This is a genomic window from Pseudomonas sp. PvP028 (assembly GCF_017832255.1).
Lineage (GTDB): Bacteria > Pseudomonadota > Gammaproteobacteria > Pseudomonadales > Pseudomonadaceae > Aquipseudomonas > Aquipseudomonas syringae.
Genome location: NZ_JAFIBL010000001.1, coordinates 1,635,027 through 1,650,577, shown reverse-complemented (window position 1 = coordinate 1,650,577; position 15,551 = coordinate 1,635,027). Strand labels below are relative to the sequence as shown.

Annotated in this window: 15 protein-coding genes and 1 tRNA gene; 14 read left to right on the top strand and 2 right to left on the bottom strand. The window is 58.8% G+C overall.

The window, feature by feature from the left end; genetic code table 11:
* The first annotated feature begins 380 nt into the window (after window positions 1-380).
* The 6 genes from JOE34_RS07375 to JOE34_RS07350 all read left to right on the top strand — a co-directional run bounded on the left by JOE34_RS07375 (window position 381) and on the right by JOE34_RS07350 (window position 6,162).
* On the top strand, window positions 381-2,606 hold the full coding sequence (locus JOE34_RS07375) for an AsmA family protein (RefSeq protein WP_209995408.1): 2,226 nt from the start codon (window positions 381-383) through the stop codon (window positions 2,604-2,606).
* Between the two features lie 93 nt (window positions 2,607-2,699).
* A complete protein-coding gene (gene mutY / locus JOE34_RS07370) occupies window positions 2,700-3,767 on the top strand; it encodes an A/G-specific adenine glycosylase (protein WP_209995406.1) in 1,068 nt (355 codons plus the stop codon).
* A complete protein-coding gene (locus tag JOE34_RS07365) occupies window positions 3,764-4,036 on the top strand; it encodes an oxidative damage protection protein (protein ID WP_002555777.1) in 273 nt (90 codons plus the stop codon). The genes mutY and JOE34_RS07365 overlap by 4 nt, the downstream gene beginning before the upstream one ends.
* Before the next feature lie 101 nt (window positions 4,037-4,137).
* Window positions 4,138-4,213, top strand: a tRNA-Phe gene (locus JOE34_RS07360).
* Between the two features lie 459 nt (window positions 4,214-4,672).
* Entirely contained in the window at window positions 4,673-5,794 is a 1,122-nt protein-coding gene (locus JOE34_RS07355; RefSeq protein WP_058444513.1) for a hypothetical protein, read from the top strand.
* Window positions 5,794-6,162: a hypothetical protein gene (locus tag JOE34_RS07350; RefSeq protein WP_177205373.1), complete on the top strand. Its 369-nt coding sequence runs from the start codon at window positions 5,794-5,796 to the stop codon at window positions 6,160-6,162. Before JOE34_RS07355 ends, JOE34_RS07350 begins: the two co-directional genes overlap by 1 nt.
* Before the next feature lie 115 nt (window positions 6,163-6,277).
* Here the strand turns inward: JOE34_RS07350 and JOE34_RS07345 are convergent, their stop codons facing one another.
* Window positions 6,278-6,496, bottom strand: a complete 219-nt coding sequence (locus JOE34_RS07345) for a type II toxin-antitoxin system ParD family antitoxin (protein WP_226488952.1) — start codon at window positions 6,494-6,496, stop codon at window positions 6,278-6,280.
* Between the two features lie 218 nt (window positions 6,497-6,714).
* On the opposite strand from JOE34_RS07345, the gene JOE34_RS07340 reads away from it, so the two are divergent.
* The 3 genes from JOE34_RS07340 (at window position 6,715) to JOE34_RS07330 (ending at window position 9,281) form a co-directional block, all read left to right on the top strand.
* Window positions 6,715-6,993 carry a lipoprotein gene (locus tag JOE34_RS07340; RefSeq protein WP_003318312.1) on the top strand — a complete coding sequence of 93 codons (279 nt, stop codon included), beginning with the start codon at window positions 6,715-6,717 and terminating at the stop codon, window positions 6,991-6,993.
* Between the two features lie 312 nt (window positions 6,994-7,305).
* Window positions 7,306-8,652 carry a PAS domain-containing methyl-accepting chemotaxis protein gene (locus tag JOE34_RS26045; protein WP_122255537.1) on the top strand — a complete coding sequence of 449 codons (1,347 nt, stop codon included), beginning with the start codon at window positions 7,306-7,308 and terminating at the stop codon, window positions 8,650-8,652.
* A 143-nt stretch (window positions 8,653-8,795) separates the two neighbouring features.
* Window positions 8,796-9,281: a hypothetical protein gene (locus tag JOE34_RS07330; protein WP_003342242.1), complete on the top strand. Its 486-nt coding sequence runs from the start codon at window positions 8,796-8,798 to the stop codon at window positions 9,279-9,281.
* A 57-nt stretch (window positions 9,282-9,338) separates the two neighbouring features.
* Here JOE34_RS07330 and gabP read toward each other — a convergent pair whose 3' ends face one another.
* Window positions 9,339-10,730 (bottom strand): GABA permease, encoded by a 1,392-nt coding sequence (gabP, locus tag JOE34_RS07325; RefSeq protein ID WP_010406435.1) that lies wholly within the window; start codon window positions 10,728-10,730, stop codon window positions 9,339-9,341.
* Window positions 10,731-11,255: 525 nt separating this feature from the next.
* Here gabP and JOE34_RS07320 point away from each other — a divergent pair.
* The 5 genes from JOE34_RS07320 (at window position 11,256) to JOE34_RS07300 (ending at window position 15,527) form a co-directional block, all read left to right on the top strand.
* A complete protein-coding gene (locus JOE34_RS07320; protein ID WP_003318317.1) occupies window positions 11,256-12,029 on the top strand; it encodes an ABC transporter ATP-binding protein in 774 nt (257 codons plus the stop codon).
* Window positions 12,030-12,042: 13 nt separating this feature from the next.
* The gene (locus JOE34_RS07315) at window positions 12,043-12,807 is read left to right on the top strand and encodes an ABC transporter substrate-binding protein (protein ID WP_003318318.1); all 765 of its coding nucleotides are present in this window, start codon (window positions 12,043-12,045) and stop codon (window positions 12,805-12,807) included.
* Between the two features lie 65 nt (window positions 12,808-12,872).
* A complete protein-coding gene (locus JOE34_RS07310; RefSeq protein ID WP_003318319.1) occupies window positions 12,873-13,568 on the top strand; it encodes an ABC transporter permease in 696 nt (231 codons plus the stop codon).
* A complete protein-coding gene (locus tag JOE34_RS07305; protein WP_003318320.1) occupies window positions 13,565-14,254 on the top strand; it encodes an ABC transporter permease in 690 nt (229 codons plus the stop codon). The genes JOE34_RS07310 and JOE34_RS07305 overlap by 4 nt, the downstream gene beginning before the upstream one ends.
* 1 nt (window position 14,255) lies before the next feature.
* Window positions 14,256-15,527, top strand: a complete 1,272-nt coding sequence (locus JOE34_RS07300; protein ID WP_209995404.1) for a methyltransferase — start codon at window positions 14,256-14,258, stop codon at window positions 15,525-15,527.
* Window positions 15,528-15,551: the final 24 nt, after the last annotated feature.

The following is a 15,551-nucleotide window of genomic DNA, read 5'->3' as shown; positions in this document are numbered from 1 at the left end:
CACCCGACCCAGCAAAAACGGAGACTATCACTCTCTGATGGCAAATAAGCATCTCGTCATATGCTTTTTATTGTCTATTTTCGCAAGTTAATCCACGTGCTCTATCGAGCCATAGATACAACCAATTAAGCACTCACGAAAACCTGTCTTGAGCTTAGTTGGACCGGCACCTGCGTGGTGTTCGGCCGGCTTGCGAAGATTCGGAAGATATATCGCGACAAGACCACTCGCACTTTTCATCGGCTCCCAAACGTAGCGGCGCACGGTGCCAGCGTCCCGAACCGGAGGCTAGATAGCAATAACGGTATCCGCAGCCCGGTCGGCTCGTCAGAGCGGTATACTCGTGGGCTATTTTTGAACATCGACACAAGGACTCGCCCATGAAAGCGTTCGGCAAAATCCTGGGGCTGTTTATTCTCGGGTTGTTGCTGATCATCGTGGCTCTCGGCTTTGCCCTGACCCACCTGTTTGATCCCAACGACTACAAAGACGAGATTCGCCAGCTGGCACGCGACAAGGCCAACGTCGAGCTGACGCTCAATGGCGATATCGGCTGGAGCCTGTTTCCGTGGCTCGGCCTGGAATTGCACGACGCCCATGTCGCCACCCTGACCGCTCCCGATCAGCCGTTCGCTGATGTGCAGATGCTCGGCCTGTCCGTACGTGTCCTGCCATTGCTTCGTCGCCAGGTACAGATGAGCGACATTCGCGTCGAAGGCCTGAACCTGACCCTGCACCGCGATGAAAACGGTCATGGCAACTGGGAAGACATCGGCAAGCCTGCCGTGGCAAGCACTGAAGCACCTGGCGAGACAACGCCAGCCCCGGCTCCGGACGCGCCCAAAGCGGATCGCCCTTCCCAGCCAATTCGCCTGGATATCGACAGCCTGACCGTCAACAACGCCCGCGTGGATTACAGCGATGCCCGAAAAGGCCGGACCTTCATGGCCGAGAGCATTCAGCTGAGTACCGGGCCGATTCGTGAGGCGTCCGATATCCCGATCAAACTGACGGCGTTCCTGAGCACCAACCAGCCCGTCGTGCGCGCCAAGACCGAGCTGGTCGGCGCATTGCGCATGGATCGCGTGCTCAAGCGTTATCAATTCGAAGACATGCGCCTGTCCGGTGAAGTCGCCGGCGAGCCGCTGCAAGGCAAGACCGTGACCTTCTCGGCGCAGGGCCAGTTGCTGGTCGACCTGGCCGCCAACATCGCTGAATGGAACAGCCTCAAAGTCTCGGCCAACCAGTTGCGTGCACTCGGCGAACTGCGTGCCCGCGATCTGGACAAAACGCCTCAGATCAGCGGCGGCCTGTCCATTGCCCAGCTCGATCTGCGCGCGTTTTTCGAAAACATCGGTCAGCCGTTGCCAGCCATGTCCGAGGGCGCGCTGAGCAAGGTTGAAATGGTCACGCGTCTGGCAGGCACGCCTACCAGCCTTGTGCTGGAAAACCTCAACCTGAAAGTCGACGACAGCACCTTCACGGGTCGCATCGCGGTGGACGACTTCGCCAAACAGGCGCTGCGTGTGCAGCTCAAGGGCGATACCTTCGACGCCGACCGCTACCGTCCGGCTGAAAGCGAAGAAAGCAAAGGTGCCAAGGCCGCGCGCAAATCCGAGGTGCAGTCCGGTGAAGCCGCCGCCGCTGCAGGCGACTCGCCGCTGCCCGAACAACCGACCAAGGCCGCCTGGAGCACTGCCAGGCTGCTGCCGCTGGAGCGCTTGCGCACGCTGGATGTCGAGGCTGACCTGAGCTTCGGCAAACTGACCCTGAACAAACTGCCTATCGACAACGCAGCGCTCAAGACCCAGGCCAATGCTGGTCTTATCAAGGTCGATACGCTGAGTGGCGATCTGTACAACGGCAACTTCGAGGTCAAGGGCACTCTGGACGCGCGTCCGGACACGCCTGTGGCCACGGTGCAGACGCGCATTGCCAAAGTACCGGTCGAACGCATTCTGGAAAGCCAGGGCCAGACACCTCCGGTGCGCGGCATGCTGAACCTCGACAGCAACCTGACCGGCACAGGCAACAGCGAAAAAGCCCTGATCGACAGCCTGAACGGCACCGCCAGCTTTGCGCTCAATAACGGCGTACTGGTCAATGCCAACCTGGAGCAGCAGCTGTGCAAGGGGATTTCGATCCTCAACCGCAAGACGCTCAGCGGCGAACCGCGTGCCAAGGACACTCCTTTCCAACAGCTCAACGGCAATCTGGTGATACGCAATGGCGTCGCCAGCAACCCGGACCTCAAGGTCCGTACGCCGGGCATGGCCGTCAACGGTAACGGCGACGTCGACCTGCGCGTGCTGGGCATGAACTACCGCGTCGGCATCATCGTCGAAGGCGACAAGAGCGACATGCCGGACCCGGCCTGCGAGATCAACCCGCGCTTTGTCGGCATCGAGTGGCCGGTGCAGTGCCGTGGCCCGCTGGAACTGGGCGCCAAGGCCTGCCGTCTGGACAAGGAAGGCGTCGGCCAGATCGCTGCGAAACTGGCGGGCGACCGGATCAGCGAGAAGCTTGAGGACAAGCTGAACGACAAACTCGGTGACAAGGTCAGCCCCGAGCTCAAGGACGCCCTCAAGGGACTGTTCAAACGCTAGGGCAACGTGAACTGCTCAGGAGCGCCCTCGCGGCGCTCCACTGACGCAACCTTTCATATCCCGACTCACATCTCGACGAGAGCCCTCCAGGCCATGCAACCCGAACAATTCTCCAGCGCCGTGCTGGACTGGTACGACCGTCATGGCCGACATGACCTGCCCTGGCAACAAGACATCACGCCGTACCGGGTCTGGGTATCGGAAATCATGCTGCAGCAGACCCAGGTCAGCACCGTTCTGAGCTACTTCGACCGCTTCATGGAGGCCCTGCCGAGCATGCAGGCGCTGGCCGAAGCGCCCGAGGACGAAGTGTTGCACCTGTGGACCGGGCTGGGTTACTACACTCGCGCTCGCAACCTGCAGAAGACGGCAAAAATCGTCGTCGCCGATCATGGCGGCGAGTTTCCCCGCGATGTCGAAAAACTCATCCTGCTGCCCGGCATCGGTCTGTCCACCGCAGGCGCGATTGCCAGCCTGAGCATGGGCATTCGCGCGCCGATCCTCGATGGTAACGTCAAACGCGTGCTGGCGCGCTTCACCGCGCAAGAGGGCTACCCTGGCGAACCGAAGGTGGCCAAACAGCTGTGGGCCACCGCCGAACGCTTCACGCCGCACAGCCGGGTCAACAACTACACCCAGGCGATGATGGACCTGGGGGCCACACTCTGCACCCGCAGCAAACCCAGCTGCCTGCTCTGCCCGCTGGAGCGCAGTTGTGAGGCGCACATGCTGGGCCTGGAAACGCGCTACCCGATCCCCAAGCCGCGCAAGACCGTGCCGCAGAAACGCACGCTCATGCCGATGCTCGCCAACGAAGACGGCGCGATCCTGCTTTATCGCCGCCCTTCCAGCGGCTTGTGGGGCGGCCTGTGGAGCCTGCCGGAACTGGATGACTTCGATGACCTTCAGCACTTGGCCACGCAACACGCGCTGCAACTGGGCGAGCACCATGAACTGCCGGGACTTATCCACACCTTCAGCCACTTCCAGTTGAGCATCGAACCCTGGCTGGTCAAGGTCCGCGAGTCCGCCGATCACGTGGCCGAGGCCGACTGGCTCTGGTATAACCTCGCCACCCCGCCACGCCTGGGCCTTGCTGCCCCGGTGAAAAAGCTGCTCAAACGCGCAGCCGACGTATTGAACGCAGGAGAGTCGTCATGACCCGCACCGTAATGTGCCGCAAATACAAAGAAGAACTGCCCGGCCTGGAACGCGCCCCGTATCCAGGTGCCAAGGGCGAGGACATCTTCAACCACGTCTCGCAGAAAGCCTGGGCCGACTGGCAGAAACACCAGACCCTGCTGATCAACGAGCGTCGCCTGAACATGATGAACGCCGAAGACCGCAAATTCCTCCAGACCGAGATGGACAAGTTTCTCTCGGGCGAGGAATACGCCCAGGCCGAAGGCTACGTTCCCCCCGAAAAATAAAGCGTTTCACGCAGTGAAGGTCGTAAGCGTCGGTAATAATTCAAATTTTTTAAAAAACACGCTTGACGACCTCCTGAAAAACACGTCTAATGCGCCCCGTTGCCCAGATAGCTCAGTCGGTAGAGCAGGGGATTGAAAATCCCCGTGTCGGCGGTTCGATTCCGTCTCTGGGCACCACCTTCCGTTTTCAGGTGATGCCAAGCACACCTGAAAGCACACAAAAAGCCCGCCTCGTGCGGGCTTTTTGTTGTCTGGGGTTTGCGGATGCTCCCCGGCAGGCCACAAAGATCGAGGGCGGACCCAGCTCGGTCTGGAAATCTAGTCAAAACAAGCCAGCAAAGCGCTCACCTCACCAAGGTCAGATACCACAAAAACGAAGTGAAGCTTATACCTTGGACGGGAGGATGCCAGCTCATGACACAAGACGCATCTACCGCTTCGTGGCAACCCGGTTTGACTTCATCACTGCTAATCGCGCGCATGAAATCGTTGGCACCATATTTTCGCTTGCTCGAATTTCTTAGCACATGACAGAGTAACCAGCTGCCACCGAAATGGAGGCTGTGTCGTAGGGCGCGGCGGGATTTTCAACCTGCGCCACTATAAAACAGTCATGACTTAAGAAAAGGACGTCGCATGAAAAGGCCATTTGTCGCACCGCGGCTTGTCGGCGCACGGTTTGATGACCATACGATTCCATTGGAGCTGCTCAAGGATTTGGCAGCCCTCGAAGAATTCGTGGTGGCCGTAGCCAAGTGGAAGTTCGTACAGCAACACGGCAGAGTCCGAGCGCCTAAAGGGTTTACGGATCACTTATCCATAAACCTGTCTTCTGTCGGCGAGGGAAGCGCTGTCCCCAGCATCGTGATTGAATACAATGACCCCACCGCCGGGCTATTCGCTGCTGCTAATGAGGGCTATTTCTTTCAAGCGGCGCAGTCGATCGGCAATGCAATCGACGCTGCCGAACAGGGTTTTTCGATTACAGAGCACATACCCGCTACGCTGCTTGGCTATTTCGACAGATTCGGCAGAGGTTTGCGTGATGGGGAGGTATTGGAATTTAGACCAGGTACTGATCGGCCTGCCAGGCTTTCAAAGGTAACCCGGCGTAGGCTTCTGCTAGCATCACAGAATCAGGTTCTTACGGATGAAGTCACTGTCCGAGGGTTAGTACCTGAGATTGATCAAGCGAAAATGAGCTTTGAGCTGCTGTTACCCGATAGCAAAAAAATTACTGCAAAAATGGATGCAATACATCTCGACACCATCCTTGAGGCTACGCGAGGATTTCGTGAAGGCCTTAAAATCTCAGTGTCGGGTGTTGGCAGATTCGACCGGATGGAAAAGCTCCACTCTCTGGACCTTATTGAGGACGCAGTCATTATTGAATCTAATGACCCGCTAGCACGACTGGATGAGCTCAGACTTTTGAGAGTCGGATGGCTTGACGGTCGCGGCGTGGTTCCCAGCCCTCAAGAGTTTGATTGGATAGAGTCATTCTTTAGGGACCAGTACCCAGCTACGCTGCCAACACCATTTATCTACCCTACTGCCGAAGGTGGCTTCCAGCTGGAGTGGAGGACAGGCAACCAAGACGTCAGCCTTGAAATCTTTCCAAAAGAAAAAACAGCTGAGCTACATGGGCTTAACATCCAGGATGGAGCAGACACCTTTATGGAGCTGAATCTCGAAGCCAAAGCTGACGTTGATTCGCTAATAGATTTCATTTCCAAGGCGGCAAAGGGTGAAGTGTGATGGATGATCAAACTCAGTTGCTGCGCCAGGTTCACCCTAGTTTTGTTCAAGACGGGAAAATCACCTCTCAAGTGTTTCGCCCAACCCCCAAGGACGACAAAAAGCTTTCTTCGTATGACGGTGACTTGATTACGCCAGACGCTTCGTACGCTCACTTCACCGCAAGGGAGGACTGCCGTTCTGCCGGCGTTGTTTCTATCACCGCGGGAGAGTGCCTAGCACTTGGACTGCCAACCGTGGCCGACCCAGAAGAGTTTCCCGAGCACGTCCTGATCGATTTCAGTGATTACGAAAAGAAAGAGATCGAGAAAAAAGCAAAGATCCTTAGGGCTAATGCCGAGTCTCGCGACTGGCTCTATAAGCCATAGCGTAGAGCCCGGCTTGGCGTCGGGTTTCTCATTGCGCACATTTGCGCCTCTGATTCAGCTAAGCGGTAGAGATACATTCCTAATCAGGGTTGGTGATAGCAAATGAGCTAGATAGTCAGCCATTCGCTTTCAACATTCTCTGCTTGAACTCATCGGCGCTGAATGGACGAGGTTCCCCGCTGGACTCGCCTTCGATCAGCGCAAGCCGGATGGCTTCGATGTCTGCGCTCCGGGCCTGTTTGCGAAGAATCAAGTCGCGAATATGTTCGCTGTCGCGGGTGTACGTGTCCACGTCAGTCTGCGCGCTTATCGAGGCGACTTGTTGATCGGTCATCCGTACGGTCTCCATAATTGAACTCAAGAATCGGTTATCGACTGCGAGAGGCCTTCGCGTGGAGGAGGCATGCTCACACATGCGTTATGCAGCGCGGAAGCCCGATGCTTCGACCGCCTCAAGACCAGCCATCCAGAGCTCTGCCACCTCCATCCCATTGAACTAACTCCCGCCGTCCACCCTCGAAGCCATACATTTGCTTCCACAAGGAAAATTCCGTGCTCAAGTTAACCGCCTCCGCCCTCATCCTCGCCGCTACTCTGGGTCTGGCTGCCTGCGACAGCAAATCCGAACAGAAGGCACAGGACGCTCAGGCGCATCAGGAGAAATCCCAGGAGAAGATGGAGTCTGCTCAGGACAAAGTGAACGAAGCGGCCAAAGAGAACACCGAAGCGGCCAAGGATAAAGCCGAGTCCAAGGAAGCGGCTGCCGAAGAGTCGAAGACCTTCGTGCCGACGTCCGAAGTGACCAATACCATTCAGCCTGAAAAAAAGTAAAACAGTGAAAACTCTTCACAAAGTTTTCACAGCGGCCACGTCATTGTAGAGCTGCTCCCAAGTGTGAATCCTTAAGCCCGCTCCCCCATCGCGGGCTTTTCTTTGTCCGGAATCTGGCGGGCAAATCACCTCCGCATTAGCCCCGAACTCATTGCCGAATGCTTTTCCTGGCAAATCAGACCTGCGCGTCTTCTGGCGTCAAAAAAAATACTTGATTTATTTTTTCGATTGTAGCAATGCACATTCATGCTGCAGCCTTTCGAGTCGATAGCCTCATCACAGTAAGTCCGCAAATACACCAAGGGGCACGTTATGTTCGGAAATAAGAACAAAGCTGAGCTGACGGCCATGAAGGCCCAGGTAGATGGACTCAACGGACTGACAAGCGCGCTGGAAAAATCGATGGCGGTGATCGAGCTGAGTCTCGATGGAAAAATACTTCGCGCCAACGATAACTTCCTCGCGGCGATGGGCTATCGGGCCGAAGAACTGACAAGCAAGACGCATCGCGACTTCTGCGAACCGGAAATGCTCCGCAGCCGCGAGTACGCTGATCTCTGGGCGTCCTTGAAGGCCGGGAAATTCATCTCGGGCACCTTCAAGCGCGTCGGCAAGAATGGCCACAGCGTCTGGCTCGAAGCCAGCTACAACCCGGTAATCGATGCGCAGGGCAACGTAGTCAAGGTGGTCAAGTACGCCCTGGACGTCACCACACGCGTGATGCTGGAGAACGAAACCAACAGCAAGCTCGCCGCTGTCGACCGGGCGATGGCTATCTGCGAATTCGAACCCAACGGCAATGTGATCACCGCCAACAACAACTTCCTGAACGTCATGGGTTATGCGCTGACCGAGATCAAGGGTAAGCACCATCGATCGTTCTGTGAACCGACACTGGTCAACAGCCCGGAATACGCCGAGTTCTGGCGCAAACTGAACCACGGCGAGTTCATCGGTGACCAGTTCAAACGTATCGGCAAACATGGACGGGTCGTCTGGCTGGAAGCAACCTATAACCCGGTTTTTGATGTCGATGGCAAACTCTACAAAATCGTCAAGTTCGCCAGCGACATTACCCAGCGCGTCGAAAAACAGGAAGCGGACGCGCATGGTGCGTCGCGCGCTTACCATATCTCCGCAGAAACCGAGAAAGTGGCCGAACAGGGAACCCTGGTCATTCAGGACACGGCGCGGGAGATGCGTCAGATCTCCGAAAACATCGGTGCATCGGCGAAGCTGGTGAGTCAGTTGGGCGATCGCTCCGAGCAGATCACCGCCATCGTCAACACCATTCGTGGCATTGCCGATCAGACCAACCTGCTGGCGCTCAACGCAGCCATCGAAGCGGCACGGGCGGGCGATCAGGGCCGCGGGTTTGCCGTGGTGGCCGACGAAGTCAGGCAACTGGCGGGACGTACCAGCGGCTCGACCACCGAAATTGCCGAAATGATTGGCAAGATCCTCGCCGAAACACGTGAGGCGGTGGCGAGCATGGACGCCACGCAGGAAGGTGCCATTCGCGGTGTGACACTGGCAGACCAGGCCGGGCAGGTCATCGTGCAGATCCGCGACGGCGCTAGCGATGCGGTCGAGGCGGTCAGCATGTTCGCCAACCGCATGGATGAAGCCGAAGCGTTCGCAAAGCCGGGTAAGCGGTGACGCGTCGGTAACACCCCGCAAATCAAAAACCCGCATGTTGCGGGTTTTTTATCGACCGCTGATTACTGCACAAACCTTGGTTATCAGGCCCGTCTGCGCTTCAATAGCGCCCATCGCACCCCACGCCAGCCAAAGGACCGCTCATGGCCTCGCCAGACAAGCAGCAAAAACGTGCCAAGCGCGCAAAGATCAAGGCCAAGCAGAACCGCTCGGGCAAGGCTGCAACCAGCCTGGTTCATCCGGTGTTTGCCTCGGCGCTGGTCAACCAGCCGTTCGACGACGTCGAGCTCGACCTCAATACCTTCGACTTCAGCGACATTGTCGAGAACGGTTTTGACCCGGCCGACTACGACGACCTGTTCACGGCCATGAAGCAAGCGGAGGCCATCAGCCAGCTCGCGCTGTGCGTCGTCTTCCTGCAGTACCCGGTGCTGGCACTGGTGATTTCCGAAGAGGACGAAGACCCGGCCACGGACTTCATGATGGGCCTGCTCATCGTGTACCGCGCCATGTACCACGATGAAGACGAAGACAGCGCAATCGAGTGGATCGAAAGCCCTGCCTTCCAGAAGGATTACACGCTGGCGTCCGACCTGCTGATGAAGAGAGACACCAGAGCCGCACGCTGATGCAAGCTCGTGCCAATGCGTGGCATTGGCACGAACGTCGCCCGCCCAAGGGCGCGATCAACTCAGCGCAGCAGCGCCTACGCGACCGGCCTTGCGGCGACGCGATACGATCAGGCCAGCGCTGATCACCAACAGGCTGAGCACGCCGGTGGCGATGATTTCGAGGCGATGCTCTTCCTGCAGCAGCATGATGGTCAGCACCGCGACGATGAACGCGATCACGGCCCAGGTCAGCCATGGGAACAACCACATCTTGAAGTCGATGGCCTCGCGCGCAGCAATGCGCTTCTGGCGCATACGCAGTTGCGACACCGCGATCACCAGGTACACCAGCAGTGCGATGGCACCGGAGCTGGCGAGCAGGAAATCAAACACAGCCGCAGGCGCAATGTAGTTGGCGAACACGGTCAGGAATGCCGCCGCAGTCGACATGATCACCGCCCAGTGAGGCGTACCGCCCTTGCTGGTGCGTTTGGACAGCGCCGGAGCATCGCCGCGCTTGCCCAGCGAGAACAACATGCGCGAAGCGGTGTACAGGGCCGAGTTCAGGCAACTGGTCACAGCGACCAGGACCACCAGGTCGACGATCAGCTTGGCGTTCGGAATGCCCATTGCATCGAGCACGGTCTGATACGAGCCCACTTCGGCCAGGCGCGGGTCGTTCCACGGCACCAGCGACACAACGATGAAGATCGAAACCAGATAGAACAGGAAGATCCGCCAGATTACCGAGTTGGTGGCCTTGGTGATCTGCTTGCCGGGGTTCTTGGACTCGGCCGCTGCGATGGTCACGATCTCGGTGCCCATGAACGAGAACATGGTGGTCAGCATTGCTGCCAGCACCGCGCCCATACCGTTTGGCAGGAAGCCGCCGGAGTCGAACAGATGGCTGACACCGCTGACGTTACTGGTGGGCAGCAGACCGAAGATCGCCGCAACACCCAGCACCACGAAGGCGATAATCGCCACGACCTTGATCAGCGCGAACCAGAACTCGAATTCACCGTAGTTCTTTACGCTGAACAGGTTGGTCGCCGTCAGCAGCAAAGTGATGACCAGCGTGAACATCCAGATCGCGATGTCGGGGAACCAGGCGTGGAGGATGGTTGCAGCAGCGTTGGCCTCCAGCGGGATGACCAGCACCCAGAACCACCAGTACAACCAGCCGATGGTGAACCCGGCCCAGTGACCGATAGCGCGATCGGCATAGGTTGAAAACGAACCGGTGTCAGGCGAGGCAACGGCCATTTCGGCCAGCATACGCATCACCAGCACCACCAGCGTACCCGCAGCGGCATACGCCAGCAGCACGGCAGGCCCGGCTTCGGCAATCGCGTGGCCGGAGCCGACAAACAACCCGGCGCCAATCACGCCAGCAATCGACAGCATCGTAATGTGTCGAGGTTTCAGCCCTTGTTCGAGCTCGGAAGAGTTAGCGGTACTGCTCATAAAACCACCTGTGCAAGACGAGCGAGGCACACCGGAGCGTTACGTAAAAAGAAACCTACGGTGCCGTTCTTTATATTTGACGCAAGAATTGCGCCAAAATATTTCGAAAACGACGTCGCTTAGAGAATACGAGGCCTGTGGCTTAACCCGTGAAGCATGCAAGACGATGGCTTTTATACGCAGTCTGTAGGATTTGTTACCAAACGCCTCAGATTCGTCTCTATGCACGCACCAAAAATGCCCCAAACCTTCTTCTAAGCGCGAACATGGTGCAGAAATCAGACCGCCGCTCAGCAAATGCTACTTCCAACACCCGGCCAAAGCTGGCAACATCGCGCCTTTTTCGCGCACGTCCCCGTTTTACAGGGCACCGTGCTTGCCTTCTTGCGACCGTCCGCTGCCCGGATGAGACAACCCGTCGAGCGCCTCCACGCTGGACACAATACGTCGATGGTTGTCCTTTAAACGCTGTGCTAGCTTGGCGTTCGCTGGCAGCCAGCGCGCACACTTCAATGAGGACCCCACATGGCCGAGGCCACGCCCGCCCTGGAAATCCGCAACCTGCACAAGCGCTACGATCAGCTGGAGGTGCTCAAAGGCATCTCGCTGACGGCTCGTGACGGCGACGTCATATCGATCCTCGGCTCCTCCGGTTCCGGCAAGTCCACTCTGCTGCGCTGCATCAACCTGCTGGAGAACCCGCATCAGGGCCAGATCCTGGTGGCCGGCGAAGAGTTAAAGCTCAAGGCTGCGCGCAACGGCGACCTGATTGCCGCCGATAACCGGCAGATCAATCGCCTGCGCAGCCAGATCGGCTTCGTGTTCCAGAATTTCAACCTGTGGCCGCACATGAGCGTGCTCGATAACATCATCGAAGCCCCGCGTCGCGTCCTCGGTCAGAGCAAGGCCGAAGCCATCGCGGTGGCTGAAGAGCTGCTGGCCAAGGTAGGTATCGCCGACAAGCGCCATGCCTACCCCGCACAACTTTCCGGCGGACAGCAGCAACGCGCCGCCATTGCGCGTACGCTGGCCATGCAACCAAAGGTTATCCTGTTCGACGAGCCGACCTCGGCCCTCGACCCGGAGATGGTTCAGGAAGTACTCGGCGTCATCCGCGCACTGGCTGAAGAAGGCCGGACCATGCTGCTGGTGACCCACGAAATGAATTTTGCACGTCAGGTATCAAGTGAAGTGGTGTTTTTGCATCAGGGAATGGTCGAAGAACAGGGCACACCGCAGCAAGTATTCGAAAACCCGCTGTCGGCAAGGTGCAAACAATTCATGTCGAGTCACCGCTAACGGAGCAACACCCATGCAGTCGTACAAAAAGATCTTGCTGATCGCAGCGGCCACCCTTGCCTTCAGCGGCAGTGCCTTTGCTGAAAAAATGAAAATGGGCATCGAAGGTGCCTACCCGCCGTTCAACAACAAGGACGCAAGTGGCCAGGTGGTGGGCTTCGACTATGAAATCGGCCAGGCCCTGTGCGCCAAGATGAAGGTCGAGTGCGAAGCGGTGACGTCCGACTGGGACGGCATCATCCCGGCGTTGATGGCCAGCAAGTTCGACTTCCTGATCTCGTCGCTGTCGATCACCGAAGAGCGCCAGCAGGTGGTCGATTTCACCAACCCGTATTACTCGAACAAGCTGCAATTCATCGCGCCGAAAACCTCCTCGATCGACGTATCGAGCATTGAAAAGGCCAAAGAGAGCCTTGCCGGCAAGTCAGTGGGTGCACAGCGCTCGACGCTGGCTGCCACCTGGCTGGAAGACAAGCTCGGGATCATGGACCCCAAACTCTATGACACTCAGGAAAACGCCTTCCTCGACCTGTCCTCCGGTCGCGTCGACGCCATGCTGGCCGACAAATACGTCAGCTTCGAGTGGCTGAAAAGCGAAGCGGGTCAGAACTTCGAGTTCAAGGGCGAGCCTGTCGTGGAAAACGACAAGATCGGCATCGCCGTGCGCAAGGGTGACGATGCCTTGCGCGAACGCCTGAACGTTGCCCTGAAAGAAATCATCGCTGACGGCACCTACAAGAAGATCAACGACAAGTATTTCCCTTTCAGCATCCTCTGATTCACCGACCGCGTCGCCGCTGCTTCCTGTTGAAGCGCGGCGACCGGCCCTGACAAAGCCTGCCCATGAACATTGATCTCCACGGATTCGGCCCGGCCCTTGCGGCTGGCGCGCTGATGACGGTCCAGCTTGCACTCTCGGCCCTGTGCCTGGGGCTGATACTCGGACTGCTCGGTGCCTTGGCCAAGACCTCGCCCTACAAGCCGCTGCAATGGCTGGGCAGTACCTACTCGACCCTGGTGCGCGGCATTCCCGAACTGCTTTGGGTGCTGCTGATTTACTTCGGCACCGTCAACGGCATGCGTGCCCTGGGCAAACTGTTCGACATTCCCGACCTGGCCCTGAGCGCCTTCGCTGCCGGGGTCATCGCCCTGGGCATTTGCTTTGGCGCCTACGCGACCGAAGTGTTTCGCGGCGCGATTCTGGCCATCCCCAAAGGCCACCGCGAAGCCGGGCTGGCGCTGGGCATGTCACGCTCGCGCATCCTCTTCAAACTGGTCCTGCCGCAGATGTGGCGCATCGCCCTGCCCGGCCTGGGCAACCTGTTCATGATTCTGATGAAAGACACCGCGCTGGTCTCGGTGATCGGCCTGGAAGAAATCATGCGCCACGCGCAGATCGCCGTGGGCTTCACCAAGCAAGCGTTCACCTTCTACATGGTCGCGGCCTTCATGTACTTGGGCCTGACCGTGCTGGCCATGGCCGGCATGTACTTCCTTGAAAAACGCGCCAGTCGCGGCTTTCTGAGGAGCGCGTCATGAACTGGGAAGTCATCATCAAGTGGCTGCCCCGCCTGGCGCAGGGCGCGACCCTGACCCTGGAACTGGTGGCGATTGCTGTCATCGCCGGGCTGATCCTTGCCATCCCGATGGGCATCGCCCGCGCATCGCGTCACTGGCCGGTGCGCGCCCTGCCCTACGCCTACATCTTTTTCTTTCGCGGCACACCGCTGCTGGTGCAACTGTTTCTGGTCTATTACGGGCTGGCGCAGTTCGAGTCGGTGCGCCAGAGTGCGCTGTGGCCGTACCTGCGCGACCCGTTCTGGTGTGCCGTGGTGACCATGACTCTGCACACCGCCGCCTACATCGCCGAGATCCTGCGTGGCGCCATGCAGGCGGTGCCGCCAGGCGAGGTCGAAGCGGCACGGGCGCTGGGCATGTCGAAATGGAAGGCGCTGTTCTACATCGTCCTGCCACGCGCAGCACGCATCGGTCTGCCGGCCTACAGCAACGAAGTCATCCTGATGCTCAAGGCCAGTGCGCTGGCCAGCACCGTCACCCTGCTGGAACTGACCGGCATGGCGCGCACGATTATCGCCCGCACCTACCTGCCGGTGGAAATCTTCTTCGCCGCCGGCATGTTCTACCTGGTCATGACCTTCGTGCTGGTGCAGGGCTTCCGGCTGCTGGAAAAACTATTGCGTGTAGACGCAAGCCAGGGTCGCTGATATGAAAGGTGCTGGCGTCGATCCAGCCAGCACCTTGCCCCACGAGGCCGCCACCATGCCCTCTGAACCTCCCTTGCAGGATGAACACCTCGACAGCCACTTCGGTGCGCTGGACAGCTTCCTGTTCGCGCATCAGGCCTTGTGGCGGCCCAAGCCGTTCACGCACCTGGCCCTGCCGTGGGAAGACAAATACCCGGACCTCGCGCACTGGCTGCGACAACGCACGCTGGAACAGGCCGAGGCCGCGCACAACCACCCGGAACACCTCGACGCGCCCTTCCCGTTCAAGCAACTGGCCGCCGAAGCCGTCGCGCTGAGCCACGTTGCCGAACTGCCCGTGCACGCTCTGCAGCCGGTTGAAGCGCGCATGAGCGTCGATGTGCCAGGGCGCAAATGGCAGCAGATCGAAGCCTTCGCCAGCCATCTGGACATGCGTGACAGCACAACTCACTGGCTGGACTGGTGCGCAGGCAAAGGCCATCTGGGGCGCCGCCTGACAAGGCCCGGCCAGCGTCTGACCTGTCTGGAGCACGACCCGGCGCTGATCGAAGCAGGCCTGGCCCTGAGCACGCGGCAAGGCATCGACGCCAGACATGTGCAGCAGGATGTCATGGCCGACGACACGTGGCGCTACCTGCAACCCGAACATACGCCTGTGGCGCTGCATGCCTGCGGTGACCTGCACATTCAGTTGATGGAGCTGGCCAGCCAGGCCGGCTGTCGGCGTATGGCGATTGCGCCGTGCTGCTACAACCGTACCCGGCACGAGCTTTATCAGGCGCTGTCCAGCGAGGGCAAGGCGTCCGGCCTGAAGCTGTCGCGTGACGAGCTGGGTCTGCCGCTCAGTGAAACCGTGACGGCTGGCGCACGCGTACGCCGTCAACGCGACATCTCGATGGCCCGCCGCCTGGGCTTCGACCTGCTGCAGCGCCGCGTGCGCGGCATCGATGACTACTTGCCTACACCTTCGCTGCCGACATCCTGGCTGGATGCGTCCTACGCGGACTACTGCAGCCATCTGGCAAAACTCAAGCATCTGCCTGCACCGGGTCAGCAGGACTGGGCCGCCCTGGAGGCCGCCGGCTGGAAGAGACTCGCCGAAGTGCGCAATCTGGAACTGGTCCGCGATCTGTTTCGGCGTCCGCTGGAGATGTGGCTGGTGCTGGACAGGGCGATGTATGTGCGTGAGCAGGGTTACAGCGTGAGCGTTGGCACTTTCTGTGACAGCCGAATTACACCGCGCAACCTGCTGATTCTGGCTCGAAAATCGTGACCTAAATCGATTGAGCAACCTGTG

Excerpts from the sequence above, each read along its gene's own strand:
- mutY (WP_209995406.1), top strand. The coding sequence starts at position 2,700 with ATGCAACCCGAACAATTCTCCAGCGCCGTGCTGGACTGGTACGACCGT.
- JOE34_RS07355 (WP_058444513.1), top strand. The coding sequence starts at position 4,673 with ATGAAAAGGCCATTTGTCGCACCGCGGCTTGTCGGCGCACGGTTTGAT.
- JOE34_RS07320 (WP_003318317.1), top strand. The coding sequence starts at position 11,256 with ATGGCCGAGGCCACGCCCGCCCTGGAAATCCGCAACCTGCACAAGCGC.
- JOE34_RS07330 (WP_003342242.1), top strand. The coding sequence starts at position 8,796 with ATGGCCTCGCCAGACAAGCAGCAAAAACGTGCCAAGCGCGCAAAGATC.
- JOE34_RS26045 (WP_122255537.1), top strand. The coding sequence starts at position 7,306 with ATGTTCGGAAATAAGAACAAAGCTGAGCTGACGGCCATGAAGGCCCAG.
- JOE34_RS07315 (WP_003318318.1), top strand. The coding sequence starts at position 12,043 with ATGCAGTCGTACAAAAAGATCTTGCTGATCGCAGCGGCCACCCTTGCC.
- JOE34_RS07350 (WP_177205373.1), top strand. The coding sequence starts at position 5,794 with ATGGATGATCAAACTCAGTTGCTGCGCCAGGTTCACCCTAGTTTTGTT.
- JOE34_RS07365 (WP_002555777.1), top strand. The coding sequence starts at position 3,764 with ATGACCCGCACCGTAATGTGCCGCAAATACAAAGAAGAACTGCCCGGC.
- JOE34_RS07345 (WP_226488952.1), bottom strand. The coding sequence starts at position 6,496 with ATGACCGATCAACAAGTCGCCTCGATAAGCGCGCAGACTGACGTGGAC.
- JOE34_RS07305 (WP_003318320.1), top strand. The coding sequence starts at position 13,565 with ATGAACTGGGAAGTCATCATCAAGTGGCTGCCCCGCCTGGCGCAGGGC.
- gabP (WP_010406435.1), bottom strand. The coding sequence starts at position 10,730 with ATGAGCAGTACCGCTAACTCTTCCGAGCTCGAACAAGGGCTGAAACCT.
- JOE34_RS07300 (WP_209995404.1), top strand. The coding sequence starts at position 14,256 with ATGAAAGGTGCTGGCGTCGATCCAGCCAGCACCTTGCCCCACGAGGCC.
- JOE34_RS07310 (WP_003318319.1), top strand. The coding sequence starts at position 12,873 with ATGAACATTGATCTCCACGGATTCGGCCCGGCCCTTGCGGCTGGCGCG.
- JOE34_RS07375 (WP_209995408.1), top strand. The coding sequence starts at position 381 with ATGAAAGCGTTCGGCAAAATCCTGGGGCTGTTTATTCTCGGGTTGTTG.